Genomic DNA, 19,649 nt, shown 5'->3' on the forward strand with positions numbered 1-19,649 from the left:
TTGCCGCCCGGCGTAATCTTTAGTACCCTACCGTTTCAAATTAATCAATTCCTCCAGCAATGTATCGGAAACCGTGATAATGCGGGCATTGGCCTGGTAACCGCGCTGGGTGGTGATCATGGTGGTGAACTCGTCGCTCAAGTCGGTGTTGGACATTTCCAGGTACCCGGCTTCCAGCGTACCCACACCTTCCTCACCCGGTGTGCGCGGGTTTTCCACTCCACCACCTTCTCCGGAAGCAGCTGTAGCCCGGAAAAGGTTTTTGCCCACTCGCTCCAGGCCCTCGGGATTGCTAAAGGTGGCCAGCCGGATATTTCCTCTTTCCTCGCCGTTCACCACTACTCGACCATTTTGCTCAATGTTTAATGATGTAATGGCCGGGTTGTCGGGCAGGCGCACCTGAATGGCTTCACCGTCTCCACTGACCACAAAATATCCGTCGGCCGTAACCAGGTAACCCTGATCGTTCAAATAAAAGTTGCCGTCCCGGGTATAGTACACCGTACCGGATGGCGCGCCGTCCACGCTGGCCTGCACCATGAAGAATCCTTCCCCGTTGATGGCCACATCCAGATTGCGGCCGGTCATCTGCAGTGGACCCTGCTCCATGTTGATGCCCACGGTTGCCAGGCTCATGCCTGTACCCACCTGGATAGCATTGCGACCTCCACCGGCTCCTTTCAGCGTCTGGCTGAGGGTGTCCTGAAAAGTGGCTCTGGCACCTTTAAATCCAAAAGCGTTCACGTTGGCAATATTGTTGCCAATCACATCCATGCGCACCTGGTGGTTGCGCATACCGGAAACACCGGCATAAAGCGATCTGATCATCTGCGCCCACTCCTTTTAGGCTTTAACAATCCGGCTTCTGTCGTTCCACCGGATACCAGCCTCCTTGCGGACCGGCTGGAAATTAATTTTGCTCAGTCAACAAAAACAGCACTGTCAATGTTGGTGAAAATATGCTCTTTTAATTCCTCTCTGGGCACTGCTGTGACCACCGTCCGGTTGACAATACTGGCCACCAGCGCCACATCGCCCATGATCAGCAGCGAGGAGCGCGCTCCCCGGGCCGCCGCCCTGTCCATGGCTGCGGCCACCCCGGCCAGATGTTCTCCGGCCAGCACAATCTGGCGCTCGGCCATGCGCCGCGCCGCATGGGCGGATATCTTCACCGGTTGGTTCTGAACAAGCTGCGCCTCCAGCACCCGGGCAAAAGAGGGGTTGCCGGAGGGAGCACCGGCACCGGCCCCTCGTCCGGCGGCGGGAGAGGGCTGCCCCGGCAAAGCGACCGGCGGTAGATAAAGCGGCTTAACCGCCAACCTGTCCACTTTCCCCCACCTCCTGTCCGGAAGATGCCGGCGTAATTTCCAGCAAATTTTTCAGGGGATAGGCCTTTCCCTGCACATAAACATTTACCTGCCCGTCGGTCAGGGTCACCTTTTCCACCATACCCGACACATTCTCCTGTTTTTCGCTGTCTTTGATCAGCACAGGATGGCCGATGAGCTGGGTGGCCCGCAACAGCTGGGTGCTCACATCCAGGGAATTCAGCAGTTTCAGAGTGGAAAACTGGGCCATCTGGGCGATGAACTGCTCGTTGCTCTGGGGTTCCAGGGGGTCCTGATTGCGCAGCTGGGTCATCAGGAGTTGTAGAAAGTCTTGCTGTCCCAGCTCTTTTTTGGGAACCCGGGTGGTCTTTTCCGGCAAACTGAAATCGGTTGCGTTGACCTGCATTTTATGACCCTCCTTATACCAGCCGGTCCAGGCCGGACCGCAGGGCCTGCTGTCTTTTTTCTTCCTGCTGCTCTTCCCTGTTCACCGGTGCAGCAAGTTGACTCCCGGGCTGCCTTTGACCGCCTCCGGCCCCGTAATGCCCAGCAAATTGATGCGCCAGGCCGGACTGTCCATCCGCCAGAGTTACGCTGGCCCCGGTCAACTGCAAATTATGCTGCTGCAACGCCTCCCTCAACTGGGGCAGGGCTGCCTGCAACATATCTTTAACTTCCGCACTGGAAGCCACAAAATGCACACTGGTCTGTTGACCGGATAGCTGCACTTCCACCTGCAGTTCGCCCAAACCTGCCGGGTGCAGCTTGATCTGCGCAGTCACGCCCCGACCCGCCGTGGCCCGGGCAGCCCAAACCGGCAGCTGGCTTTGCAGCAAGGGTACCAGCTCGTTGATATTGACCAAACGGATGGGTACGGGCGGATTATGATGCGCGTTTCCCAATCGTTGCAGCCCGGTAAATTGCTGAGCGGAAATCTGGTCATCAGCCGCGCCCACCGCCGTACGCCCTTTTAGCTCCGGAAAACCTTGTTCCGTCACTGCTGCCGGCTCAGAAGAAAGAGGGGGGTCCACTGGCCGGATGCCAGACCCCTGCCCAGCGCCTGCCTCAGTTCGGTCCGGCCCGGCCAATAACACAGAGCTTGCCGGGTGGACCGGCCTCACTTTTGTTTGCCCGACCGTATCAAATGTTGTGGTTTCAGAAACGTTACGCGGCGCAGGCAATTTATCACCAGCAATCTCCACGCCACCGGGGGCCGCTACTGGCAGGTTAACCGGGCGCGTCTCCCGTAAACCGGGAAGATTATACTCGACCCTTACTGCCTCGGGTGAACCGTTTGATGCAATTACTAAGCGGTCATATACCGGTAAAACACCGCCCGGCGCATGGTAATCACCGGGTTGATTTGTACCGGCAAACTGCTGAGCGACAACCGGATGTGCAGCTGTCGACCCGGGATCAGTTACCCGTCCGGAAGGAATCCGCACTTCCGCCTTTATGCTGGCTTGTGCCGGTGACCCGGATGACTCAACACTGCCTGACAGGGGATTTACCGCCGAATCTGCCGGCTGGCCCTCTTCAACAGTTCCGTAAGCGATTGCTTCAGACATAAACCCGCTGCCGGGAATAGAGGGAACTATAACATTGCTTTCGACATCTCCCGGCTTAACCAGATGCACAACAGGCGAACCGTTAATGTTAATATCAGCAGGGATAAATTCATTTCCACTGCCACATCCTGCACCCGACAACACCCCACTACCGGGAACCTGCAACGGATTACCGGTTATCCAGCCTGACCCGGCCGGCACAGTTGGCAGGGTAAACACTCCGCCATATTCCTGAGCAGAGGATTGAGGCCCAGTCAATTGACCAACGATCTCCCGGTTGATCCGGGCCGGTATTCCCCAAACACCGGTTGCGGTATCCGGCAACAGCTCCTGCCCGTCGCTCTGCGGCACAGGGCACGCTACCCCGTTTCCCACCCCAACCGGCATCACCATACCGGCCAGGAGGGCCTGCATCATCCCGGCAAAATCACCCGGCGCTTGTTTTGCTCCCGGCAGTTGCTGCACCTCTCCACCCACCAGTAATAAGCTCAAATTTTCCAAACGCACGATCTGTTTCACCTCCTTTCCATGATGGAATGGTTGCTGATATAGCCAACCCGTTACCACTCCTGAAGATGCTTATATTTCTCCAGAAGTGGAGGCGGATTGCTTTAACTAAACACCTGTCCTGGTCTTATGCCAGTGACGAACACCGGACAGGTCATCCAGCTTTTTTTGCTCGTGCACCTGCAGGCTATAACAGAAATGCTGGTACTGTTTTTCTTTTAACTTCTCCAGCACCTCTCGGTTACGGCGGCATTCCAGATACCGCTGCGTTTTTTCCGCCAGCTGCTGTTCGGCTTCCCGCAGCGCCTGGCAACAGGCCAGCACCTGCTTGTGCAAATGTTCCAGGTAAACCGCCCGGTTTTGCACATCCGCTCCTGTCAGCGGCAGAGGCGTTTGCCGGGCGGCAGCCAGCGCCCCCTCCAGAGCCTGCAGCCTTTGCCGTATCTGCTGCCAGTGACGGCGGGCCAGAACCTGCTCAGCCAGGGCCTGTTCCTCCAAATGACTGCGCCAATCCAGAGCGCTCTGGAGAGGAAAAACAAATTTCGGCAAACTGACCGCCTCCCTGCATTTACCAGATCTTTATTCCAGGGTATAAACATAAGCAGCCTTTTTTCATATCCTAGCCGGCCAGCCCGGCCAGTAGTTGCAGGGTCTCCTCCCAGTCCACCGCTTCATGCATGTGCTGCTGCAGGAAATTTACTATCTGGGAATGGCGCTGTACTGCCAGGTCAATCTGGGGGTTGGTGCCGGCTACATAGGCTCCAATACTGATCAAATCCTCCGCCTTCTGGTAAGTGGCCAGCAGGTCGCGCAACCGGCTGGCCTGCAGCAGATGCTCGGAAGTCACAATCTCCGGCATCACCCGGCTGATGCTGCTAAGAACATCAATAGCCGGATAGTGGTTGCGCGCCGCCAGCTGGCGGGAGAGGACAATGTGCCCGTCCAGAATACCGCGCACGGCATCGGCCACCGGTTCGTTCATGTCATCGCCATCCACCAGCACGGTGTAAAAGGCGGTTATGGTACCGCTGATGCCGCAACCGGAACGCTCCAGCAAACGGGGCAGCAGGGCAAAGACCGATGGAGTGTAGCCCCGGGTGGCCGGCGGTTCACCTACGGCCAGACCCACTTCCCGCTGGGCCATGGCAAAACGGGTTACCGAGTCCATCATCAGCAACACGTCCTTGCCCAGATCCCGGAAATATTCGGCTATGGCACTGGCCACAAAGGCACCTTTTAAGCGGATCAAAGCCGGTTGATCCGAAGTAGCCACTACCACCACCGAACGGGACAGGCCCTGCTCCCCCAGATCGCGCTCCAGAAACTCGCGCACCTCGCGACCCCGCTCGCCAATCAAAGCAATCACATTAACATCAGCCTGAGCCTGCCGGGCCAGCATGCCCAGCAGGGTACTTTTGCCCACGCCGCTACCGGCAAATATTCCCACCCGCTGCCCGCGCCCGCAGGTGAGCAGGGCATCAATGGCTTTTACACCGGTTACCAGTACCTCCTGAATGCGCTTGCGGGCCAGGGGGTTGGGGGGCGGTGCATCCACGGAGACCGTATCCAGTCCCTGCCAGGGAAAATGTTCCTGCCAGTCCAGGGGACGCCCCAGGCCATCCAGCACCCGGCCCAGGAGGGGCAAGCCAACCGCTACCTGCAAGGTCCTGCCCAGCGGCACCACCCGGCAGCCCGGTGCAATACCCCGCAGTTCGCCCAGGGGCATCAGGATGGTGTAGTCCTCCCCGAAGCCCACCACCTCGGCCATCACCGGCTCGGATTCTCCGGGCACCATAATGCGGCAAATCTCCCCCACCCGGGCACTCATCCCTTTCACCTGCACAGTCAGGCCAATCACCCGGGTAACCTGTCCCTGGGCCCGCAAAATGGTGGCTTGGGCCACCCGCTGCTGCAAACGGCGCAGGTCCAGCTCATTAATACCTCGCCCATCGCGCCACGGTTTCATGCTTCATTACCTTCCAGGATTTCTTTTACCGCCTGCCAGCGTGCCGCCCAGCTGGCATCCACCCGCCCGTGCGGCGACTCCAGAACGCATTCGCCCGGAGAGAGCGAGCTATCGGCCAGCAGACCCAGGCGGCTGCCGGGAGGCAAAAGCCGCTGCAGCTGTTCCAAATTCCGGCTGTACAGAGCCATTTCCTGGGGTGGCACATAGAGCACCAGCTGCTCCTGCTGGCGCAACAGCTCAATAGCCGCCCCAGCTGTGGATAACACGGTTTCCGGATCCAGCTCCAGCTGCCGGTGCACCAGCTTTTCCGCTATTTGCCGGGCCAGATCGATCACATCGCCGGCCAGCGCATCCAGGCGCTGGCGGTAGAGCTCCTCGGCCTGCCGCAGCACCTGGCGGGCCTGCTCGCGAATGGCCGTAGCGTCAGCCATGGCCTTGCTCAGAATTTCCTGCCGCCCCTGCTGGCGCGCTTTTTCTTTTTCCTCCAATGCTTCTGCGGCAGCCTGCTGGCGGGCCTGTTCTAACAAGCTTTCCGCTTCCTGCCGGGCGGCGGCAATAATCCTGTCGGCCTCCTCGCGAGCCCGCTGGAGCTCTTCCGCAGCCTGGCGCAAAAGCTGCTGGCTTTCTTCTTCCTGTTTTTTTGACGCATCGTTCTCCGGCTGAGAAAGCTCCGCCTGACCGTCCCGGGCTATAAACATGTGCACCGGCTGAATACTGGCCCTCTCTTCTTCCACCACATAAGCGGTGCGAATAATTTTACAGGATAAGGGCATCTTCTCCCCCCCGGGCGATAAAGATTTCACCGGCCTCATCCAGACGGCGGATTATCTGCACAATGCGTTGCTGGGCTTCTTCAACATCGCGCAGGCGCACCGGTCCCATAAAGGTAATTTCTTCCCGCAGCATGTCGGCCGCCCGCTTGGACATGTTCTTAAAGATGCGATTGTTCACCTCTTCTGTGGAACCGCGCATGGCCTTGGCCAGGTCTTTTTGATCTACCTCGCGCAGCACCCGCTGAATGGCCACGTCATGCAGCTTGACAATATCCTCGAAAACAAACATTAGCTTGCGAATCTCGTCGGCCAGTTCGGGGTCGCTGCCCTCCAGCTCTTCCAGAATGGTCTTTTCCGTAGCCCGGTCTACGCGATTTAGAATGTTCACCAGCGACTTGATGCCGCCGCTGGATTTGTCCTGGGGCACAATCACCGACATTTTGCGTTCCAAAATGTTTTCCACTTCTTTGATCACTTCGGGGGAAACGCGATCAATAATGGCCACCCGCCTGGCTACATCGGCCTGTACCTCGGAGGGCAATGCCGCCAGCAACATGGCCGACTGCTCGGGATGCAGATAATTGAGCACCAGCGCAATGGTCTGCGGATGCTCGTCCTTGATGAAGTTGAACAGGTGCCGGGGTTCGGTACGGCGCAGGTTGGCAAAGGGAACTTTCTGGATGCTCACGGATACCTTCTCCAGAATTTCCGCCGCTTTCTGGGGACCCACCGCTTTTTCCAGCATATCCCGGGCATAATCCAGACCGCCCTGTATCAGGTACTCCCGGGCCCGGCTGATTTGAGCAAATTCTTCCAGCACAATACGCTGCACTTCTTTAGGAACATTTTCCAACAGAGAGATCTCCTGAGTCAAGCGCTCTACTTCTTCATCGGAAAAATTCTTCTTCAATACCCGCGCGGATATTTCCGAACCCAGAGCAATCAGCACAATGGCCGCCTTCTGCCAGCCGTTCAAGTTGCCGGGCGAAAGCTCGGGCATACTTGCTCACTCCTTCAGCCACAACTTCAGAATATCCGCCACTTCCTGCGGGTGCTCGCGGGCAAATTCTTTCAACTCATCCTGCACAGTACGCTCTTTTTCCTCCGGTTTTAAGAAGGAAGAAGGCCCTTCTTCCTTCTGACCCGCCTGTTCGACCGCCCGGCGTAGCTCTTCCTGCTCCCGCAGCCAGACCTGATAGCGCCGGCGACGCCGCCAGAGCAGCAGCCCTACCAGCAGGCTGGCCAGCAGCAAACCTCCGGCCAGATAAAGCCACTGAGGCGGCACATAAAGCGTCCCCCGGCCGGAAACCGGTTCTGCGGCGGCAAATTCTTTCTGCAGGCTGTCATCAAAAGCCATTCCCGAAACCGCGATGCTATCCCCGCGTGTTTCATCATAACCCACCGCGGTAGCCACCAGTTTGCGGATCTCATCGATCCGGTTTTGCGGATAATTGCCGTTCAGCACCACGGAAACCGAAAGCTTTTTCAGTGTCCCCGGTGGTTTGATCACAGTCTGCTGCTGGGAAGGGACCTGGTAGTTGGTGGTTACCTGCTGTTTGCTGTAACTGCTGCTGTTTTCCCCGCTCTGCGCGGGGATGCTGCTGCCCGGCAGGTTGCTCTCCGCTCCCGGGACACCACCCGTTCCGCTGCCTCCACTACTGGTCTCGCTGACCTCCTGCCTGCTGAGCAACTGGCCGGCACCGTAATTGACACTGGTGGTCTGCTGCTGGCTGAAATCCAGCTCGGCACTGACCATGGCCACCGCCTGGCCGGGACCCAGGATCCGGCCAAGCAGCTGCGCTACCCGGCTCTCCAGCGCTTTTTCGTATTCCCGCTGCACCTCGTAATGCTGCAGGGCCAGGCCGGAAAGCGCCGCTGCGTCATTACCTAGATTCAGAGCATCCGTGAGAGAATTGCCGGCCAGATCGATAATATGTACGTTTTCCGGCTTCAAATCCTGGACGCTGCCGGCAATCAGATCGACCAATCCTTTGACCTGGGCCGGTTCCAGGCGGGCCCCGGGTTTAAGTTTGAGCACCACGGAAGCCGAAGGGGGCGCCTGGTCGTCCAGAAACAGGCTTTTGCGCGGCAAAACCAGATGCACCCGCGCCTGTTCCACTTCTTCCAGTTGAACAATAGTTCTTCTTAATTCTTCCTGCAGGGCTCGCTGGTAGGCTACCTGCTGTTCATAATCGGTCACGCCAAATTTTTGCTGGTCGAAAAGCTCAAAACCCGCCCCATTGAGCAGAACACCATTGCTGGCCAGTTTGATCCGGGTGCTGTAAACCTGATCGGCCGGCACCTCAATATTGCGTCCCTGATTGGTCAACCGGTATGTTACTTTTTCTTTCTCCAGTTCCGCTACAATCCGGCCAGCATCCACCGGATCCAGATCCGCAAACAGCGGCGCATACTTTACACCCCAGAGCAATTGCCCGGCCCAGACCAGCAGAGCCAGCAAAGCCACCACAATCACCGGCACGGCAACCTGCTGCCAGCGGGACATATTCTGCCAGCGCTGCCCGAGCCGGTCTCTTATTTCTTTTACATTCACTCAACCACTTCCCGCTGCTATACAGGCATACGTGATATTTCCTGGTACGATTCTACCAGCTTATTGCGCACTTCCACGGCCAGCTGCAGCATCAATTTGGCCTGTTCCATGGTTATAGTTACCTGGTGCACATCCTGCACCTGACCGGTTAGAAATTGCAGCGCAGTCCGGTCAGCCACCTGTTGCGCCTGGTTAACCTTTTCCAGAGCTTCCACCAACCAGCCGGCAAACCCCTTCTCCATCGTTTCCCGGTTACCGGAGCTGGCCGGGGCGTCCGGCACCGCTCCCGGCAACAACTGGGGTACAGGCATGATTTGCATCAAACCGTTCCCTCCCGCCCATCAGCGGCCCAGTTCCAGCGCTTTTACCGCCATGCCCTTGGCCGCATTGAAAACCGTGGCATTGGCCTCATAAAATCTGGCCGCCACCAAAAGATCGGTCATTTCATTGGCGATATTAATATTAGGGTATTCCACATACCCCCGGGCGTCGGCCAGTGGATGCCCGGGCTCGTAAACCAGGCGGGGAGGAGAGGGATCCGGCCGTACCCGGCTCACAGCCACCCCGCGCAGGTTTTCCCCTCCCTGCCTGGCCCGGCGCAACTCCTCGGCAAAAACCGGCATCAGCCTTCGATAGGCCGGCCGCCCCGGATCGCCCGGCCGGCCAGCCGTGTTCAAGTTGGCAATGTTGTTGCTGATCAAATCCAGCCACAGGCGTCCGGCCGTCATCCCGGAAGCACTGATGGCCAGATTCTCAAACAAGGACAATGCACTTACCTCCCTTTAATGGTATAGCTGAGGGTGTTCAGGCGATCCCCCAGGGCGCGGATGCTGGCATCATAGAGCAGGGTGTTGGTGGCCAGGCGCACCATCTCCTGCTCGATGTCCACATTGTTCCGGTTGGGCTGCAGCAAAGTGCCGCTCTGTTCCACCACCTGCGGCGCCAGCTCGGCCAGGGCCTGACGCCCACCCAGATGCCGGGGGTGATCCGTACGCAGGGAAAGCGTTCCTTCATCCACATCCAGCGCCCGGCGCAACAAATCGGTAAAAACCACTTCCCGCCGCTGATAGCCGGGAGTGACAGCATTGGCGATATTGTGGGCGATAACGCGCTGGGTCAGGGCGGCAGCATCCAGCTGCTTGGCCAGCACCTGCAGGACAGGGGCATCAAATAAAGCCAAGGGAATCCCTCCCTGGATTAATTTCACATATTCTCGGAAAAATTCGGGCTGCATTATAGTGTAAGTTGCTTAATTCAACAAAAAAGTGTTTTTTCCTTCCCGAAATATTTCCATTAAATACTGTTTTTCGCTGGAAAATAAAGACAAAAGTCCTGCCCTTGCTACCCGGACAGGACTTTCAGCATTTAACTTTGCCCCAAAAATAATTCAATTTTAAAACCGTGCATAGTAATGTTTACACAAAATCAAATAAATTTATCCACAATAATACCCAGCATTTCCTTAAAATAAGCCACCATTTCCAAGACCTGGTGCGGAGGTATTTCCCGGATCACGCTCTTGTCCTTCTCATTAATCACTTTTACCATATATTCGCCGCTTTTTTCATGATACTCAAAACGCAATTCGGTACCATAAGTTTCCATAGTACTGTTCAGCTTATCCACGGCTGTCTGTACCTGCTGAGAAGTGAGCACAGTTACCTGGCTCCCGACCCGGCTGTCTTTATTTTTCTCGTCCGTCTGTCCAGTATTTTCCCCCGCTATCTGTTCCGAACTGCTCCTGCTACCGCCGTTTCTCCCGGGCCACACTTTTTCTACTCCGGCCACCGCGCCATCCACAGCACGCCAACCTTCCACCCGCATTGCCGGTCTACCTCCTTGCTTTTTCCCTATTGTTTTTCTTCTACAAACATCCCCCTGGGCTGCAGCGACGGTTGCCGGTAAGTATCCAGGGCCCGGCGCATTTGCCGGCAGGATTGCCACTGCTGACGCAGGACCAGCAGCTTTTGCTCGGCCTGCTGCACCAGCCGGCGATCGACCTCCAGAATGGCCCCGGCCAGTTGCTCCCGTTCCAGCAAACCACCCGGTCTGACATCCAGACCGGCCAGCCGGTCGATAGCCGCCTGCCTTTTTTCCAGAACAGCGGCTATCGAGTCGATTTCATCCCGTTCCAGCAACCGCAGCGCCTGTTCAGTCAAATCAAGTACATCCTGCAGCAAAGCCCGGTAACTCATGTTGCCTTGCCCTTTACGGCCTGTAACGCCCTGCCCCAGGTATCGCGCAGGTCTTCCAGCAGAGGCAGGACTTCCTCCACCGGACTGGTCTCTTTTTTAATATTGGCCTGACAGAGCCGGCGCAGCATAAAATCATACAGGGCTGCCAGATTGCCGGATATTTCATACTGCATATCCAGTGTGTCATGTAAATACTGAACAATTTCCTGAGCCCGCACCAGCGCTTCGTGGGCGCCGGACACATTTCTTGTTTCCAGGGCCTCCCGGGCCTGGTAGAGAAATTTGATCGCCCCGTTATACAGCATCAGGGTCAACTCACCCGGTGCCGCACTGCTGATGGCATTCTGACGGTATTGCTGGTAAGGATTGGGTAAAGACATGGTTACTTACTACCTCCTCCCCCGAACTGCTGGGACAACCAGGCGCTTTGGGAGTTCATCTGCGCCACGGCTTTTTCCAGAGCGGTGAACTGTTTCCACAGCCGGTCTTCTTCCTTCTGCAGGCGCTCGTCATATTGCTGGATGCGCTGATCCAGGTCCTTAACTCTGCGGGCAATTTCACTGTTATCATAAAGGCTGGTGGTGGAATCATACCCCGCCTTGCCGCCCAGTTGATTGATCGCACTGTTCACCTCATCGTACAGGCGCACGGCCAGCCCTTTTTCCCCGGCCACCTCGGAAGAGTTGGCAAAAAGCTTCATCACCCCTTCCGGGTCCACCTGCAGGGCCGCCCGCAGTTTGGTTTCATCAAGATAGAGCTTGCCCCCTTCCGCATAAGAACCGGTAGTAATGCCGGCAGATGCCAGGGTGTTGTATTTGCTTCCGGTATTGCTCACGGTGGAAGACAGGGCCGTGCGCATATTACCCAGAATACTGCGCAGCAGGGGATCATTGCGCAAAAGGCCACTCCGGGCCCTTTCCTCCCATTTTTTTATTTCCTCATCCGACATTTCTTTTTTCTGTTCTTCGGTCAGGGGCTGGTAATCCTTGTAACGGGTCTCGGACAGCTTGGCATTAACTTTGGCCAGTGTATCATTGTAGGCACTGACAAAGTCCTTAAGGGAAGCGATCACCATATCGGTATCGGCAGTCACGTTAATGTTTACCGCTCCGATTTTTTTTGCATTAACTGTAATACCGTTAATTGTAAAAGTATTGCTGGCAAACTTCAGTCCAGTAGTATCACCGAAATCCACCACTGCGTCCTGGCCGGTTTTGGCCAGGCCAGTTGACAATTTCAGCCCCAGGGTGTTGGCTCCGGCACCTCCGCTATCAGAAAGAAAACTGCTGCTGTCCTCAGTCACCTTGATGTAAGCACTTTCTCCTGTAGAGGTAGTAGTCAGGTAAAACCGGTTGTTTACCGCATCATAGCCGGCACTGATCCCTAGGCCGGCGGAATTGATAGCACTGACCACACTGTAGATACTGGCGCTGGCCGCATCAAAAGAGAAACTCTTGCTTCCCTTCGCGCCTTCCAGAGTAAAATCCACTGTACCCGAAAGGCCAAACTGCTCGGCCAGCGTCTTGGTACCACCACTCCCATTATCCTCATCAGCCAACACCACCTGACTGCCCACTGTCACACCCGCAGCCAGTTGGTTAATTGTCACACTGTACACACCCGGCGCAGCAGCAGCACCGGCGCTGGCCGTGAGCACGTTTTCATCAGAACTGGCGGCCCGGCGGGCCAGGAAAGAGCTCTGCAGCTTGATATTGAAAACCTTGTCCCGAAAAGTGCGCAAAGCGCTGTTAATAGCCCGGTAGTCCTCCCTCTGCCATTCCAGGAGCTGTTTTTGCTGTTTCAGCTTATCCTGCGGTATTCGCCTGGCCTGCATGGTTTCTTTGACAATGTTATCAACATCAAGGCCCGTAGCCAGACCGCCAATGCGCAATGTGCTGGACATGGCAATTACCTTCCTTCCGGATCAAAATCGCCCCTATTAGACACGCCTCTATTTATGATTTCGGCCCGGCAACCCGGGAACTTTACTCCGCCGCCCGGTTCGCTCAAATAAAAAACGCCTCAGGCGTAGGTATCCACACTGCGGCGTCGGGGTATAGTTGCCCTGCCGGGCTGTCCGGGGTGGTATCCCTGTCCGGCAGCGCTTTTTTCTCCGGCCAGAACCGGCTTGCTCAAGTGAGGGGACTTTTTTTCTTTCTTCTCCACCTCAGCCAGGTCGCCCGGAATAATGCGGGCAGCATTGTGGTCGGTACGGGGGGAAGTAATGGTATCGTGCAGCACGGCCGATTGCAAACCACCCGAGCTTATCTTCATAGCCCACCCTCCGCTTTTTAATATTATTTTACAACCCGGCCAAACCCGTAGCAAGCGTGGTCCAGAAAATTGCTCCATAAATTCAACCTGACAACCGGAGCAGGAATATGCCTCCGGTGGCAGAATATTTGTAAAAAACCCGAAAGGGGAAGAACATGACCCGAGAGCGCCTAGCTGCCGGCAAAATTGGTGAGCAGGCGGCCGCCCGCTACCTGGCGGCCCGCGGCTATAAAATACTGCAGCTCAACTACCGCTGCCGGCTGGGAGAAGTGGACATTCTGGCCCTGGACGGAAACTGCCTGGTGCTGGTGGAAGTAAAAACCCGCCATAGCAACCGGCACGGGCTTCCCCAGGAGAGCGTGCATTACTTCAAGCAGGAGAAACTGCGCCGCCTGGCCGCCCATTTATCCTCCCTGCCGGCATACCGGCACTACCAGCTGCGCTTCGATGTGGTAGCCGTCTGGCTTACCCCGGATCACCGGCCGGCCCGCCTGCAGCATATTGTCAATGCCTTTTGCTAATGTATAAATTTTTCCGTAGTCCCATATACCAATTGGCTGGTTCCGGTTTTCGACCAAATGCAAACGACAGGAGAGAAAAACATGCTGGTATTTTTCCCGCGAGGACTGCCCGGCTTTGAGGAATGGCAGGAGTATTACCTGTACCAGACACAGCCTGAAAGCCCCTTTTACAACCTGCAATGCCGCGCCCAGCCCCGGGTGAGTTTTCTACTGCTCAACCCTTTTGGCTTTACCAGGAGCTATGAATTCGATTTACCCGAAACAGTCCGGGAACGCCTACAAATTGCCGATATGTCCGATGTGGCCGTCTTCAACATTATCAATCCCCGGAATGGGCTGGCCAGCGCTACAGTCAATATGCAGGCTCCGGTGGTAATCAACATCCGCCGCCAGCTAGGAGAGCAGGTTATACTGGAAGAAACCCGCTATTCACTGCGCACTCCGCTCCAGCAACTGATCACCCGCGGGGAGGTATGAGACGTGCTGGTGCTCTCCCGCAAGAAAAACCAGACCATTTATATCGGTGCCGATATTCAGCTGACCGTGGTGGAGATCAGCGGCGACACGGTTAAACTGGGCATCACCGCTCCGCGTCAGATAGATATTGTGCGGGCGGAAGTGCGGGATGCCGTCAGCCGGGAAAACAGGCAGGCCGCCGGCCGGGATGACAGTGCCCGGCAATTGCTGGACATGCTCAACCGCCACGCCTCCCGCCCGGACATTCCGGGGGCCAGCGACAAGCGGCACCCGCCAGAAACCGATTAGCAGACAAAAACCTCCGGACTCCGGACTAATATTTCAAATTGTTTTATTTATTTGATTATTGCATATTCCCAAAGTTATATTTTTGTTTTATCTTTTAGTTAGTAAGTGTAATTACATGAAGGAGGTTTTGTTATGTCCTACCGGCTTTCTGAAGATCTGGAAATGCTGCGCCGAACCGTGGCCAAAATGGCGGAGGACCGTGTCGCACCCCGGGCCGCAGAAATAGATGAACAGGACGCCTACCCCTGGGATCTGAAAGAGCTGTTTGCTGAGCAGGGCCTGCTGGGCGCCGGGGTACCGGAAGAGTATGGCGGCACCGGCATAGGATTGCCCGCCGTTTGTCTGATTGTGGAAGAAATCGCCCGGGTTTCAGCCTCGGCATCTTTGATCGTGGCCGCCCAGGAACTGGGACTGATGCCCATACTGGTGGGCGGTTCCGAGGAGCAAAAACGAAAATATCTGCCGGCTCTGGCCAGCGGAGAGCAAATCTGCGCCTTCGGCCTCACCGAACCCAACGCGGGCTCGGATGCCGGATCGGTGAAAACCCGCGCCGTGCGCCAGGGTGATGTTTACATCTTAAACGGCCAGAAATGTTTTATCACCAACGGCGGCATAGCCGATGTGTACACTATCTTCGCCAGCACCGATCCGGGCAAGGGTCTGAAAGGTTTAAGCGCCTTCATAGTGGAAAAGGACTACCCGGGCTTCTCCGCCGGTAAAAAAGAAAAGAAAATGGGCATCCGCGGTTCGCAAACCACGGAACTAATCCTGGACAACTGTCCCGTTCCGGCGGCCAACCTGCTGGGCAAAGAGGGCGACGGCTTTAAAATCGCCATGATGACGCTGGACCGCACCCGCCCGGTGATCGGCGCCCAGGCGGTGGGCATTGCCCAGGGCGCTCTGGATTATGCAGTGAACTATGCCCAAGAACGGGTCCAATTTGGCAAGCCCATTGCATCTTTCCAGGGCATCCAGTTTATGCTGGCCGATATGGTCACCAGGATTGAGGCTGCCCGGCAGCTGGTTTACAAAGCGGCCTTTTTCATCGAGGAGGCGGCACATGGCGGCGCCAGCCCGGCGGAAATCAGCCGTTTCTCCTCCATGGCCAAGCTGTTCGCCTCGGATGTGGCCATGCAGGTCACCGTGGATGCCGTACAGGTACTGGGCGGTTATGGCTACATGCGGGAGTACCCGCTGGAGCGCATGATGCGGGACGCCAAAATCACCCAGATTTATGAAGGCACCAACCAGATTCAGCGGCTGGTGATCGCCAGAACTTTGCTGGACTAAAACGGGCGCCGGCGGCGCAAAGCCGCCGGCGCTTTTGCTGATTACTTCCCACAATCTGCTTTCCCACCACCTGCCGGCAGACTCAAACTGCCCTGCCGGACCAAATCGCTCAAGCGGTGGGCCTGGAGGATGGTGGGAGAAATGGTATAAAGGGTATCGTTAATGTAGACAGCCCGCTGCACATTCCTGCTGCTGTCATACCAGTAATCACCAGCCCGCCGGTAATCCTCAGCGGTCAGGTGGGTGATCCGCCCTTTGTATTGCAGGCCGTGTGTCAAATCAATATTGTACACGTATACTCCCTGGAAGGCAAAACGGCCGTACTCCAGACGCTGATCGGGCAGCGGGGAACCGGTGGACTGGCTGACCGCATTTTTTTCCATAACGGTCACCGGGAAGGCCAGCAAATTTTTTTCTTTGCTGAACAGCAGCGCCCGGTGGTTGTACAGCAAATCCGAGTACGTACCCCGGTCACCGATGATTACAGGTGCGAACATCTCTTTGGGTTTGGTTACGTCGGTCACATCAAAGATGGATATTTTCATGCCGGCATAATAGGCCATGGTTTCCCCGGTATCCCGGCCCTGACCATCTTTCACGGGCAGCTCGAATGTTTCCTTGCCAAAGCCAATGATGTGGTTTTCATCATAAGGATGCAGGTAATCGCTGTACCCCGGCATTTTCAGGTAGCCCAGCACGGCGGGTTTTTGCGGATCTTTCAAATCGATGACGAACAGCGGGTCCACGGTGCGAAAGGTGACCATGTAAGCCCGGTCCCCCGCAAACCGGGTGGAGTAGATGCGCTCGCCCGGCGCCAGCCCCTCTAACTTACCTGTAACCGTCAGCTTCTCGTCCAATACGTAGAGATTATTTTTGGAGGTGTGCTCATCTCTGGCCCAGATTTCCCCGCTGGTGGTGGCAATGCGAAAATATCCGTTGTATTCATCCATGGAAAATTGGTTTAATATATCTCCCGGCACACTGCCGGCCGCCGTGTACTCCAGGCGCCCCCGGTTCAGCTTGAAAGAGTATATTTTGGTCTCCCGGCGGGATTCAGGCAGCAGCGTTTGCCGACCGTCACCGGTCAGAGGTTGCACCTGCGGCTCGGTCACCGCCACATAGAGCTTTTGCCGGGAAGCGTACACAACCTCTCCTGCCCCCAGATAGCTGCTGATGTCCAGCTGCTGATCCGGCTGCTCCAGATCCAGCCCGGCCACCACCAGGTAGCTGGGCCGGGGGATTACACCCGGGAAATAGTAAATCCGGTCATAGCCTATGTTTTTATAGCCCCGGCCTTCCCGGCTATCCCGGTAAGATGGAGCAAGGGACGGGTTGCCGCCCTGCTGCTGGATTTGATAGTACCCGGCGTAGCGGCTGCTGACCAGATAAAGGGCGCTGTCAACCAGCCGGGAGGAAATGTAGCGGCCTTCCACTTCCAGTTCCCGCTCCAGGAGCGGCCTGAACCGGTTGCTGATGTCGTAGACATACAATCTGGTTGTGCTGTTGTCGATGTAGACAGGATAAGGCAGTATGGAAATCTTGTTTTGCTGCGGCTTGACCGGTGCCGGTTCCGCAGGCTGAGGTACTTCCCGCCAGCTGCTCCCAATGATCACCAGCCTGTTGGCCCGCAAGTAGAGTTCCTGCGGCGCAAAATTCTGATCGGCAAAGGTGATGGTACTGGCCAGCTTCATCTGCTGCGGCGGGTAAACCTGGCTGATGATCACCTGCTGGTTGCTCACCTGATAAAGGTACTGGCCGTCGGTCTTGACCACGTCGGCCTCATCCACTCCCTGCACCTGCACATTGGTGGTGGAATAATCCACCCGGCCGGTATCGGCCGCGCCGGCAGCAGCCGGAGCCTGTTCGGCCGCACTTTTCAGCATAATTCCATAACCGTACGGATTACCATTTTGTGATGCTTGCTGCAATAACTGACGCAGCTTATAAAGGTTACTCACTGGCTGCGGTTTGGCCGGGGCGGCATCGGCCGGTGATACTTTCAGGTACCACGCTCCCCCGGCCAGCAGCCCGAGCACCAGTAAAAAACTGGTCACGATCAGACCCCGGTTTCTGCGCATTTTCATCTACCCCCCGTCAGTTGTTTGTGCTATATTGACGATATAATCAGATAATTGGTTCGGTAGAAAAATGCTTTTTCCGGGCCTTGCATTTTACTGTAGCATCAGCTATAATAGATAACGCAGCTTGCGCAATAGTTGATGCGCCCGTAGCTCAGGGGATAGAGCGCCGGCCTCCGGAGCCGGGTGCGCAGGTTCGATTCCTGCCGGGCGCACCATTTAAAACCCCGCAAAGCCAGTAAAGTCAAGGCTTGCGGGGTTTTGGTTTTTCAGTAAATCAAAATTTCATCCACTCGCGAACCCCGGAAGACTTCTGACAGTCTAATTATATAGAATTAATCGGGCGAAAGGTCTGGTTTAGCCGTGCCAAAATTTAAATATTTCCCTTTAATGACTATCATTTTACTCATTATGTTCCTGCTGCTTTTCTCCTCGTCCGGCTGCACCAGACCGGAACAGCAGATCACCAGCGAAAGCCTCCGGCCAGGCAGCACCAAAGTAACTGTGCCGCTTCCTATTTACATGCAACAGTCAAACAGCCAGACAACTAATTATCATAACCCTGTGCCGGCACCTTATCCAAGCAAACCCACCACCCCGACAAATGGAAAAGAGCCGGATAAAACACCCGCTCCACCAGCGGAACCAGCCGAAAAAAACCAGAACAGGCCAGCTATCGCCGAAACCAATAATCCAGAAGACAAAGTTGCCTACCTGACCTTCGATGATGGTCCCAACAGCACCTTTACCCCGCAAATCCTGGATATCCTGGAAAAATGTAATATTAAAGCTACTTTTTTTGTGATTGGCCGCAATCTGGAGAAAAACCCGGATGTAGCATCCCGGATCATATCAGAAGGACATGCCCTGCTCAACCACACCTATAGTCATGATTACAGGTACATCTACAGCTCTCCGGAAAATTTGCTGGCCGACCTGGATAAATGCCGCACCCTGCTGAAGAACCAGTATAACGTAACAAGTATGGTCTTCCGTCCTCCGGGTGGAACAAATATGCTCAATGGAGACACCCGCCGGTTGCTGGCCGAGCGCGGTTACCGGGCCGTCGGCTGGAATATCACCGGTGCCGACGCCTCTCCCCGGGAGGTACCGGCAACGCAGATATACCAGAATGTGGCCGGCGGGCTGGAAAAGGTAGAAAAAATGCACCTGGCGCCCATCATCCTGCTCCACGACGGTACCCAAATCGATCGCCGGTCTGCGCAAAAGCCCCACAGCAGCGCCGCCATTTACTGGCACAACCGGTCCAGTGTGGTGGAAGCGCTGCCTAAAATATTAGATCTGCTCAAGCAGAAAGGCTACACCTGCCGGGTGATCGATGAAAACACCCCTCCGGCCTGGCCGGAAAAAAGCAAGCTTAAAAACTAGAATTCAGTTCCAGCCACATAATGATGGCATCTTCATTGTTATCGCTGTAATATTTACGCCGCCGCCCGTTTTCCACAAAGCCCAGCTTCCGGTACAGATGGCGGGCCACCTGGTTGGACTGGCGCACTTCCAGGGTCATCCGTACCACCCCTTTTTGCCTGGCCCGCCGGATCAGTTCCTCCAGCAAACTGCGACCTAGCCCCCGCCCCCGCCAGTCCGGATGCACGGCCACATTGGTGATGTGACCCTCATCAATCACCACCCACATCCCGGCATAGCCAATTACCCGTTCAGCAGCCAGCAGGACCAGGTAATAAGCGAAATCATTGCGAGTCAGCTCAAACTCAAAGGCCTGCCTCGACCAGGGAACCGGAAAGCTCTGACGCTCAATTTCCAGCACCTGATCCAGGTGGCCAACTTCCATTTGCACTATCCGGATGG

At 56.1% G+C, this 19,649-nt stretch carries 25 protein-coding genes and 1 tRNA gene; 7 read left to right on the top strand and 19 right to left on the bottom strand.

Annotated elements, in window-relative coordinates; genetic code table 11:
- Window positions 1-27: 27 nt before the first annotated feature.
- The 4 genes from ACUVTU_RS00150 to ACUVTU_RS00165 all read right to left on the bottom strand — a co-directional run bounded on the left by ACUVTU_RS00150 (window position 28) and on the right by ACUVTU_RS00165 (window position 2,326).
- The gene (locus tag ACUVTU_RS00150) at window positions 28-828 is read right to left on the bottom strand and encodes a flagellar hook-basal body complex protein (RefSeq protein ID WP_445887930.1); all 801 of its coding nucleotides are present in this window, start codon (window positions 826-828) and stop codon (window positions 28-30) included.
- Window positions 829-920: 92 nt separating this feature from the next.
- Window positions 921-1,328, bottom strand: a complete 408-nt coding sequence (locus ACUVTU_RS00155) for a TIGR02530 family flagellar biosynthesis protein (RefSeq protein ID WP_445887931.1) — start codon at window positions 1,326-1,328, stop codon at window positions 921-923.
- The gene (locus ACUVTU_RS00160) at window positions 1,309-1,734 is read right to left on the bottom strand and encodes a flagellar hook capping FlgD N-terminal domain-containing protein (protein ID WP_445887932.1); all 426 of its coding nucleotides are present in this window, start codon (window positions 1,732-1,734) and stop codon (window positions 1,309-1,311) included. The genes ACUVTU_RS00155 and ACUVTU_RS00160 overlap by 20 nt, the downstream gene beginning before the upstream one ends.
- 13 nt (window positions 1,735-1,747) lie before the next feature.
- A complete protein-coding gene (locus ACUVTU_RS00165) occupies window positions 1,748-2,326 on the bottom strand; it encodes a flagellar hook-length control protein FliK (RefSeq protein ID WP_445887933.1) in 579 nt (192 codons plus the stop codon).
- Window positions 2,327-3,154: 828 nt separating this feature from the next.
- Here ACUVTU_RS00165 and ACUVTU_RS00170 point away from each other — a divergent pair.
- Window positions 3,155-3,379, top strand: a complete 225-nt coding sequence (locus tag ACUVTU_RS00170; RefSeq protein WP_445887934.1) for a hypothetical protein — start codon at window positions 3,155-3,157, stop codon at window positions 3,377-3,379.
- 132 nt (window positions 3,380-3,511) lie between these two features.
- Here ACUVTU_RS00170 and fliJ read toward each other — a convergent pair whose 3' ends face one another.
- The 13 genes from fliJ to ACUVTU_RS00235 form a co-directional block, all read right to left on the bottom strand.
- Window positions 3,512-3,952, bottom strand: a complete 441-nt coding sequence (gene fliJ, locus ACUVTU_RS00175) for a flagellar export protein FliJ (protein WP_445887935.1) — start codon at window positions 3,950-3,952, stop codon at window positions 3,512-3,514.
- 70 nt (window positions 3,953-4,022) lie between these two features.
- Window positions 4,023-5,369, bottom strand: a complete 1,347-nt coding sequence (gene fliI / locus ACUVTU_RS00180; protein WP_445887936.1) for a flagellar protein export ATPase FliI — start codon at window positions 5,367-5,369, stop codon at window positions 4,023-4,025.
- Entirely contained in the window at window positions 5,366-6,142 is a 777-nt protein-coding gene (locus ACUVTU_RS00185) for a FliH/SctL family protein (protein WP_445887937.1), read from the bottom strand. The genes fliI and ACUVTU_RS00185 overlap by 4 nt, the downstream gene beginning before the upstream one ends.
- On the bottom strand, window positions 6,126-7,142 hold the full coding sequence (fliG, locus tag ACUVTU_RS00190; RefSeq protein WP_445887938.1) for a flagellar motor switch protein FliG: 1,017 nt from the start codon (window positions 7,140-7,142) through the stop codon (window positions 6,126-6,128). The genes ACUVTU_RS00185 and fliG overlap by 17 nt, the downstream gene beginning before the upstream one ends.
- A 6-nt stretch (window positions 7,143-7,148) precedes the next feature.
- Entirely contained in the window at window positions 7,149-8,696 is a 1,548-nt protein-coding gene (fliF, locus tag ACUVTU_RS00195) for a flagellar basal-body MS-ring/collar protein FliF (protein WP_445887939.1), read from the bottom strand.
- 17 nt (window positions 8,697-8,713) lie between these two features.
- Complete coding sequence (gene fliE / locus ACUVTU_RS00200) at window positions 8,714-9,016, bottom strand: flagellar hook-basal body complex protein FliE (protein ID WP_445888040.1); 303 nt, start codon at window positions 9,014-9,016, stop codon at window positions 8,714-8,716.
- A 21-nt stretch (window positions 9,017-9,037) separates the two neighbouring features.
- Window positions 9,038-9,463 carry a flagellar basal body rod protein FlgC gene (gene flgC, locus ACUVTU_RS00205; RefSeq protein ID WP_445887940.1) on the bottom strand — a complete coding sequence of 142 codons (426 nt, stop codon included), beginning with the start codon at window positions 9,461-9,463 and terminating at the stop codon, window positions 9,038-9,040.
- A gap of 5 nt (window positions 9,464-9,468) precedes the next feature.
- Complete coding sequence (gene flgB, locus ACUVTU_RS00210; RefSeq protein ID WP_445887941.1) at window positions 9,469-9,876, bottom strand: flagellar basal body rod protein FlgB; 408 nt, start codon at window positions 9,874-9,876, stop codon at window positions 9,469-9,471.
- Window positions 9,877-10,121: 245 nt separating this feature from the next.
- Window positions 10,122-10,520: a flagellar protein FlaG gene (locus ACUVTU_RS00215; RefSeq protein WP_445887942.1), complete on the bottom strand. Its 399-nt coding sequence runs from the start codon at window positions 10,518-10,520 to the stop codon at window positions 10,122-10,124.
- A 26-nt stretch (window positions 10,521-10,546) separates the two neighbouring features.
- The gene (locus ACUVTU_RS00220) at window positions 10,547-10,891 is read right to left on the bottom strand and encodes a hypothetical protein (protein WP_445887943.1); all 345 of its coding nucleotides are present in this window, start codon (window positions 10,889-10,891) and stop codon (window positions 10,547-10,549) included.
- A complete protein-coding gene (gene fliS / locus ACUVTU_RS00225) occupies window positions 10,888-11,271 on the bottom strand; it encodes a flagellar export chaperone FliS (RefSeq protein WP_445887944.1) in 384 nt (127 codons plus the stop codon). Before fliS ends, ACUVTU_RS00220 begins: the two co-directional genes overlap by 4 nt.
- A 2-nt stretch (window positions 11,272-11,273) precedes the next feature.
- Window positions 11,274-12,794 carry a flagellar filament capping protein FliD gene (gene fliD, locus ACUVTU_RS00230; RefSeq protein ID WP_445887945.1) on the bottom strand — a complete coding sequence of 507 codons (1,521 nt, stop codon included), beginning with the start codon at window positions 12,792-12,794 and terminating at the stop codon, window positions 11,274-11,276.
- Window positions 12,795-12,913: 119 nt separating this feature from the next.
- Window positions 12,914-13,165, bottom strand: coding sequence for a hypothetical protein (locus tag ACUVTU_RS00235; protein ID WP_445887946.1), 252 nt, complete (start codon window positions 13,163-13,165; stop codon window positions 12,914-12,916).
- A gap of 155 nt (window positions 13,166-13,320) precedes the next feature.
- Between ACUVTU_RS00235 and ACUVTU_RS00240 the strand changes: the two genes are divergently transcribed.
- The 4 genes from ACUVTU_RS00240 to ACUVTU_RS00255 all read left to right on the top strand — a co-directional run bounded on the left by ACUVTU_RS00240 (window position 13,321) and on the right by ACUVTU_RS00255 (window position 15,741).
- Window positions 13,321-13,686, top strand: coding sequence for a YraN family protein (locus tag ACUVTU_RS00240; protein ID WP_445887947.1), 366 nt, complete (start codon window positions 13,321-13,323; stop codon window positions 13,684-13,686).
- A gap of 81 nt (window positions 13,687-13,767) precedes the next feature.
- On the top strand, window positions 13,768-14,163 hold the full coding sequence (gene fliW / locus ACUVTU_RS00245; protein WP_445887948.1) for a flagellar assembly protein FliW: 396 nt from the start codon (window positions 13,768-13,770) through the stop codon (window positions 14,161-14,163).
- Between the two features lie 3 nt (window positions 14,164-14,166).
- Window positions 14,167-14,451 (top strand): carbon storage regulator CsrA, encoded by a 285-nt coding sequence (gene csrA, locus ACUVTU_RS00250; RefSeq protein ID WP_445887949.1) that lies wholly within the window; start codon window positions 14,167-14,169, stop codon window positions 14,449-14,451.
- 132 nt (window positions 14,452-14,583) lie between these two features.
- A complete protein-coding gene (locus tag ACUVTU_RS00255) occupies window positions 14,584-15,741 on the top strand; it encodes an acyl-CoA dehydrogenase (protein ID WP_445887950.1) in 1,158 nt (385 codons plus the stop codon).
- Window positions 15,742-15,782: 41 nt separating this feature from the next.
- Here ACUVTU_RS00255 and ACUVTU_RS00260 read toward each other — a convergent pair whose 3' ends face one another.
- Entirely contained in the window at window positions 15,783-17,819 is a 2,037-nt protein-coding gene (locus ACUVTU_RS00260) for a beta-propeller domain-containing protein (RefSeq protein WP_445887951.1), read from the bottom strand.
- Between the two features lie 143 nt (window positions 17,820-17,962).
- Between ACUVTU_RS00260 and ACUVTU_RS00265 the strand changes: the two genes are divergently transcribed.
- Together ACUVTU_RS00265 and ACUVTU_RS00270 are read left to right on the top strand one after the other, a co-directional pair.
- Window positions 17,963-18,037, top strand: a tRNA-Arg gene (locus tag ACUVTU_RS00265).
- Between the two features lie 304 nt (window positions 18,038-18,341).
- On the top strand, window positions 18,342-19,208 hold the full coding sequence (locus tag ACUVTU_RS00270; RefSeq protein ID WP_445888041.1) for a polysaccharide deacetylase family protein: 867 nt from the start codon (window positions 18,342-18,344) through the stop codon (window positions 19,206-19,208).
- Here ACUVTU_RS00270 and rimI read toward each other — a convergent pair.
- Window positions 19,198-19,632, bottom strand: coding sequence for a ribosomal protein S18-alanine N-acetyltransferase (gene rimI, locus ACUVTU_RS00275; protein WP_445888042.1), 435 nt, complete (start codon window positions 19,630-19,632; stop codon window positions 19,198-19,200). The genes ACUVTU_RS00270 and rimI overlap by 11 nt on opposite strands.
- Between the last annotated feature and the right edge of the window lie 17 nt (window positions 19,633-19,649).

The organism is Desulfurispora sp., assembly GCF_052744395.1.

Bases quoted from the DNA above. Each gene is read 5' to 3' on its own strand.
- ACUVTU_RS00260 (WP_445887951.1), bottom strand. From the start codon at position 17,819: ATGCGCAGAAACCGGGGTCTGATCGTGACCAGTTTTTTACTGGTGCTC.
- ACUVTU_RS00240 (WP_445887947.1), top strand. From the start codon at position 13,321: ATGACCCGAGAGCGCCTAGCTGCCGGCAAAATTGGTGAGCAGGCGGCC.
- fliE (WP_445888040.1), bottom strand. From the start codon at position 9,016: ATGCAAATCATGCCTGTACCCCAGTTGTTGCCGGGAGCGGTGCCGGAC.
- fliG (WP_445887938.1), bottom strand. From the start codon at position 7,142: ATGCCCGAGCTTTCGCCCGGCAACTTGAACGGCTGGCAGAAGGCGGCC.
- ACUVTU_RS00150 (WP_445887930.1), bottom strand. From the start codon at position 828: ATGATCAGATCGCTTTATGCCGGTGTTTCCGGTATGCGCAACCACCAG.
- fliS (WP_445887944.1), bottom strand. From the start codon at position 11,271: ATGTCTTTACCCAATCCTTACCAGCAATACCGTCAGAATGCCATCAGC.
- fliW (WP_445887948.1), top strand. From the start codon at position 13,768: ATGCTGGTATTTTTCCCGCGAGGACTGCCCGGCTTTGAGGAATGGCAG.
- fliI (WP_445887936.1), bottom strand. From the start codon at position 5,369: ATGAAACCGTGGCGCGATGGGCGAGGTATTAATGAGCTGGACCTGCGC.
- ACUVTU_RS00185 (WP_445887937.1), bottom strand. From the start codon at position 6,142: ATGCCCTTATCCTGTAAAATTATTCGCACCGCTTATGTGGTGGAAGAA.
- ACUVTU_RS00215 (WP_445887942.1), bottom strand. From the start codon at position 10,520: ATGCGGGTGGAAGGTTGGCGTGCTGTGGATGGCGCGGTGGCCGGAGTA.
- fliD (WP_445887945.1), bottom strand. From the start codon at position 12,794: ATGTCCAGCACATTGCGCATTGGCGGTCTGGCTACGGGCCTTGATGTT.
- ACUVTU_RS00270 (WP_445888041.1), top strand. From the start codon at position 18,342: ATGCAACAGTCAAACAGCCAGACAACTAATTATCATAACCCTGTGCCG.
- ACUVTU_RS00235 (WP_445887946.1), bottom strand. From the start codon at position 13,165: ATGAAGATAAGCTCGGGTGGTTTGCAATCGGCCGTGCTGCACGATACC.
- ACUVTU_RS00255 (WP_445887950.1), top strand. From the start codon at position 14,584: ATGTCCTACCGGCTTTCTGAAGATCTGGAAATGCTGCGCCGAACCGTG.
- ACUVTU_RS00220 (WP_445887943.1), bottom strand. From the start codon at position 10,891: ATGAGTTACCGGGCTTTGCTGCAGGATGTACTTGATTTGACTGAACAG.
- rimI (WP_445888042.1), bottom strand. From the start codon at position 19,632: ATGGAAGTTGGCCACCTGGATCAGGTGCTGGAAATTGAGCGTCAGAGC.
- ACUVTU_RS00160 (WP_445887932.1), bottom strand. From the start codon at position 1,734: ATGCAGGTCAACGCAACCGATTTCAGTTTGCCGGAAAAGACCACCCGG.